The organism is Robinsoniella sp., assembly GCF_034124845.1.
Genome location: NZ_JAWYAJ010000400.1, coordinates 1 through 5,995 on the forward strand (window position 1 = coordinate 1; position 5,995 = coordinate 5,995).

General features: G+C 39.7%; 4 protein-coding genes. 1 reads left to right on the forward strand and 3 read right to left on the reverse strand.

Going from position 1 to position 5,995, the window contains the following annotated elements; genetic code table 11:
* Together ACH2DQ_RS19975 and ACH2DQ_RS19980 are read right to left on the reverse strand one after the other, a co-directional pair.
* The coding region (locus ACH2DQ_RS19975) for an ABC transporter permease (protein WP_395028014.1) at window positions 1-868 on the reverse strand (868 nt) is incomplete at its 3' end.
* Window positions 865-1,539, reverse strand: coding sequence for an ABC transporter ATP-binding protein (locus ACH2DQ_RS19980; protein WP_394912674.1), 675 nt, complete (start codon window positions 1,537-1,539; stop codon window positions 865-867). The genes ACH2DQ_RS19980 and ACH2DQ_RS19975, both read right to left, overlap by 4 nt.
* A gap of 271 nt (window positions 1,540-1,810) precedes the next feature.
* On the opposite strand from ACH2DQ_RS19980, the gene ACH2DQ_RS19985 reads away from it, so the two are divergent.
* Window positions 1,811-4,588 carry a response regulator gene (locus tag ACH2DQ_RS19985; protein ID WP_394912673.1) on the forward strand — a complete coding sequence of 926 codons (2,778 nt, stop codon included), beginning with the start codon at window positions 1,811-1,813 and terminating at the stop codon, window positions 4,586-4,588.
* A gap of 98 nt (window positions 4,589-4,686) precedes the next feature.
* Here the strand turns inward: ACH2DQ_RS19985 and ACH2DQ_RS19990 are convergent.
* A partial coding sequence (locus tag ACH2DQ_RS19990) for an InlB B-repeat-containing protein (protein WP_395028017.1) occupies window positions 4,687-5,995 on the reverse strand: 1,309 nt, incomplete at its 5' end.

Here is a 5,995-nt window from a genome sequence, read left to right on the forward strand (position 1 = left end):
CTATGGAAATATAGAAAATATTATAGATCAGGAAATAACCGCATGCAATAATCAAAAGAAGCACTGCTCCGCCTCCCAGATAAGCCAAACGATAATTGGTAGGCATAATAAAACAAATCTCCACGCCCCCAACTTTTTCACTCAGATTTTCCAGTTTTTTCACCAGTTCCTTTTGTGGCGTAGAGGATGTTACACCGGTTAATTTTGTATAAATTTTGCTGCTTTCATCCGCCAGTTCAGGATTATAGATATCCGGAAAATCCTCTGTTGTATAAAGTTCTTCATAATTCTCAATCTGCCGGAGGGGATTATCGTAAAATCCTGTAATTGTTACTTCTAACGGTTCTTCTGTAATCTGTCCGTCTTTTACCACTTTCAGATTCAAAAACATTTTCTCACCCGGTATCTTCTTGCTCCCTATTTTATCTGCGAGGGTATCTGACATTATCATTTCCTGTGCATTTTCCGGGTATGCTCCATTGATTAAATCTATGTAGTGGTGTTCATAATAACTGTCGCTGACTCCCATAAAATTCACTTCAATTCCTGCAAATTCTATATTATGGGGAGTTCCATACATACAGGGCCTGGCAATATCTGCCCACTCCACCTCCGGTTGATTCCTTACTTTTTCCAGAACCTCCCCATTACCATATACACCTGCGCCATTTGTGCCAGGACCAGGATTCATTTCGTGCTCTGTCATCATAGCTTTTACCGTACTGATTCCCATTCCGCAGATAATGGTAATGAGTATGGCTGTCAGGGCAATAGCAAAACAAGCCATGATATTCCGCAGACGGTGAACCTTCATTGTCTCATCCGCAATTTCCTTTACGATATCCTTATTGGAGTTTTCAAACATCACGCTTTACCTCCAACAATTTTACCGTCTTCAATGTGAATTGTCCGGTCAGCAAGCTGGGCAATTTCTTCATTATGAGTAATCATAATCACAGTCTGGTTGAATTCCCGGCTGGTCATCTTGAGAAGTCCCATTACTTCCTGGCTGGTTTTGCTGTCCAGATTGCCGGTGGGTTCATCTGCTAATATAATAGCCGGTTTCGCGGACAGCGCCCGTGCGATTGCAACCCTCTGCTGCTGTCCTCCGGATAATTGATTGGGATAAGACTTCATCTTTTTCTCAATGCCCAGCATCGCAGTAATACGCTGAATATACGCATCGTCTACTTTATTACCATCCAGCTTTACCGGCATGATAATATTCTTATATACGCTCAGGACAGTGACCAGATTATAATTCTGAAAGATAAAACCAATTTTTCTTCTCCTGAAAATCGTGAGTTCATCTGGTTTCATCCTGGAAAGATCCTCGCCATCTATGGTAATCTCTCCTTCATCTGCATAGTCTAGTCCACCTATTAAATTCAGGATTGTGGTTTTACCGGAACCGCTTGTACCGACTACAGCCACAAATTCTCCCTTTTCTACTGAAAAACTGCTGTGATCCACTGCCTTTACCAAATTTTCTCCCTTGCCATAGTACTTCACAAGTCCTTTTGCCTCTAAGATCTTCATTTTTTCTCTCCTCGCCTGTTTATTATATATTTCATATCTCTATTAAAGCAAGAAGTTCTTACAATCTTCTTACAGTTTGTAAATTCAGGTGCATCTTTTAACGAAAAATAAGTCCCTAACCGGACAAATGCTTTGATTAACGGTTGTGACACCAGGCTCTATGACAGAATTTATTGTGATATTGCTTTATCTGATCTTTTCCGATATAATAAAAGTAATTTAAGCTTCATCATATTATATCTAATACTATTTCCAAAAAAGGAGTTTGCATATGGGGATGTCATTTATTGAAAAAGAATTTGATATATTTATAAATACCATTCAAAGCAGCGCAGGCAAATGTATATTTGATACAAATATAACTTTTCTTTGCGGCAATCATTATTTTTATGAAAGTACCGGATATACAGGGGAAGAATACCTTTCCCTTTTTCCGGATTTACGCCAGTATTTTAAGAATCATATAGAAGAATTTTACAAAATAAGAGATGCCATAACTCAGGCACTTTCCCAGGGAGAGAAAAGATTTACTGCGGATTGTCGTCTGCCGGTTAAGAGCGGTATGTTTATCTGGATACGTATCAACGGAACAATTACAGCAGAAACCGTGGATGGACATCCTGTCTTATATATGGTCAATTCTGATATCAGCGATTTAATCCAGTCAAAAGAAGAAAAGACACAATACCTTGAATGGCTGATGGATGAGTATATGGGCAATATCTATATCAGCGACATGAATACATATGAATTACTCTACGTGAATCGTACAAGCTGTGAAACTCTGAAAACGGATAGAGAAGATGTGATCGGACGCCGATGTTATGAAACAATTCAGGGTAGGACATCCCCGTGTCCTTTCTGCACCAATGACAAGTTACGGACAGATGAATCATATGAATGGGAATTTTATAATCCGGTTCTTGAACGAACTTTTATGATCAAAAACCGACAGATAAACTGGAACGGACGCAAATCACGAATAGAACTGTCCCATGATATGTACAGCTCAGAATTTAAGCTGGCTAAAAAAGAAAGAGAACGAGAAATTCTCTTTAAAACTCTTCCAGGAGGATTTGCCCGTCTGGATGCACGAGATTACCGGTCCATACTCTGGTATGGCGCGGAATTCTTAAAAATTATCGGATATACCAAACAACAATTCGAAGAAGAATTGGATTCCAAATGTGATTATGTGCATCCCGAAGATTTAAAACGCATTGTACAAAGGCTTAAAGAAATTGAAGGCACCGATCAAAGTATCATTATGGAAGCCCGGATTTTTACCCGCAGCGGCGATACCAAAATCCTGACGATCACTTTATGCTATGCAGACGGAGAAGACAGCTGGGATGGCATACCTTCCTTTTACACAGTTGGTATTGATGTAACGAAAGACCGCTTGGAGCAGGCAAGACAGCAGGCCAAACTGGAAGAAGCCTATACGGCGGCACATGTGGCAAACTCAGCAAAAACCAAGTTTTTATCTTCCATGTCACACGATACCCGCACTCCATTGAATGCTATTATTGGCATGAGCACGATTGCAAAGGCTAATATATCCGATCCCGCCAAATTGGAAGATTGTTTGAATAAAATCGATACTTCCAGCCAGTACCTGTTAAGTCTGATCAATGAAATCCTGGATATGTCCCAAATTGAAGCCGGGAAAATTGATCTTCTTTCGGAAGTTATCAGTCTTCCCAAATTAATACAGAATATAGCCGATATATGCAGACCGTTACTGGATCAAAAGCAGCAGAAATTACAGATTCACATCCATAAAGTACTGCATGAAAATATTTTTACGGATGGGGACAGGTTGCAGCAGGTATTTATGAACTTGCTCTCCAACTGCATTAAATATACCCCGCAGAGAGGACGGATCACCCTTTTTATCAATGAATTGGAGCCATTTAACAAAAATAAGGGGTATTATGAATTTATTTTTTCAGACAATGGTATCGGTATGACTAAAGAGTTTCTTCCCCACATTTTCGAACCCTTTTCCCGTGCAGAAGATTCACGGATCAGTAAAATAAACGGCACCGGTCTGGGAATGTCCATTGCAGAGAATATTGTCAAACTAATGGGCGGATCAATTGAAGTCAAAAGTGAAATTAGAAAGGGAAGCCAATTCACCGTCTCCATCCCTTTTGACTTGCCGGATAAAGAAGAATCAGTCACTCACCAACTGACAGGACGTTCCATATTAATCGTAAATGATAAAAAATCTATATGTGAAAATGTAACTACCTTATTGAATGAACATGATATGCAGGGATACCGGGCATCCTCCTCATCCGAAGCACAGGAACTCATAATAGCCGCATGTGACCGAGGAGAAGAATTTTTCGCTGTGCTTCTAAACTGGGATCCAGATGATCCGAAAGATACGGATCATCTGAATTTTCTCAAAAATATACGCCAATCTCTGGGGGAACATGTTCCTGTTATCATCATCACACCTTATGAATGCCCCACGCATGAAAGCGATTTACTTCAGGCCGGAGCAACTGCATTTTTGACCAGCCCGATTTTTACTTCAAAGATATGGAAAGTATTTCAGCTGCTCAGTTCCGGCAGCAAAATAACTGAAGAAATCGTGGAAGAGGCAACGCATTCTACTTTGAGCGGTAAAAGAATCCTGCTGGTTGAAGATAATGAGCTGAACCGGGAAATCGCTTCTGAACTGCTTCATATGCAGGATATTCTGATTGAAACTGCCGAAAACGGGCAGGATGCCGTTGACAAATTCCTCGCTTCCTGTCCCGGATACTATCAGGCGATTTTAATGGATATCCAGATGCCTGTGATGAATGGTTACGATGCCGCTTCCGCAATACGCCTGCTAGAGCGAAAGGATGCCAAAAAAATTCCCATACTGGCTATGACCGCAAATGCTTTTATAACGGATATCAGCAAAGCCTACAGTGTGGGAATGAACGATTACATAACAAAGCCCATTGATATGGATGGATTAATTAAAACTTTGGAAAAATGGATTCTTCAGTCACCAATGACCAAATTACTGAATCCAGACCGTTAATCAGTATCTTTATGCCCAATCTCTAAAAAAGGAGACCAGATATTCCGTCTGATCTCCTTTTTTCATGCCTTTGGTAAGACCTGAATGAACTAATTATTCTATTTTGCTTTTACTGACAGTGTCTTAGAGGTTTTTTCAAATAATTTTTTGTAGGTTCTTAACTTACTCTTAGGCACCTTTACGGTCATATTCTTTGTTCCATGGTTCATTGCTGTCTTCACCGTTTTTAACTTTGTACTGTTAATTGTGATGGTGCAGTTTTTCTTTGCATGGCAGAATACGTGAATGCTGATTGTAACCAATCCGGTGCCGATAGTTACTTTTTTCAGATTACTGCACTTAAAGAAAGCGCCTCTTTCCAATGTCTTTACATTATTTCCAATGGTAACACTTTTGATTTTCTTATTGTTTTTGAAAGCGCCGGCAGTAACTTTGGTAACCTTATATTTAATTCCACCAACTGTAATGGTATCCGGTATTTTTATGGATGTAGCTTTTTTATTGGCTGTGCCGATGCAGGATACCGTGTTCAAACCTGTTACTTTGAATTTCAATGATTTTGTATCTGTATAAATGCTTTTCCACTGTGCATATAAAGTAACATTTCCACTGATTTTAATATTTTGTCCCGGTGCATAGCTGGTTCCTTTGCCGTTTGCCGCTGTATTCCATCCAACAAAAAACATCGTTTTACTGATTGTACCTCCTTTAACTGAAGCTGTAGTTCCTGCCATATACTCCTTTGTATCCGAAGGTACACCCGTTACTGACGATTTTGAATTGGCATTATATGAAACTTTATAAGTCTCTATTTTTTCGTATGTAGCAGTTACTGTAACTGCCTTAGCCGGCATAACAAAGCTTGTGGATTCGCTCTTGCTATTTGCAAGCACTACTCCGCCGTTCGTAACTGTCCATTCTTTAAATCTCATGCCAGAAGCCGGAGCATCTGCTTTGATATTCACTTTTGTACCAGCAGAATAACTTCCATCACCTGTACCGCTGTTAATTGTTGCTGCATATACCAGGCTTGGATCCGGTGCCCACTTCGCATAGATTGTAGAATTGACACTTATCTCTGCAAGTGTATTTAAAACTGCTCCATCTTTATTAATGACCTGTGTTCCTCTGCCATTTGCTTCTGTATAATAGCCATCAAAAATATAACCTGTTTTAGCTGGGCGTTCAATTACACTGATATTATCCCCTTCACGGTCGCTGGTTGCATACCAGAGATTCCCCTTAGAGTAAAGCCTTTCTAAACTGGTATTTGCAGCACCTTGATTATCCAGACTAACTTCAATATCTCTCATGAATACTAGCTTATAATCACCGTTATCCCACTGACTATATCGGGTACCTACAAAATAATATGTCGTTCCGGCTTCTAACTCATAATTAATATAA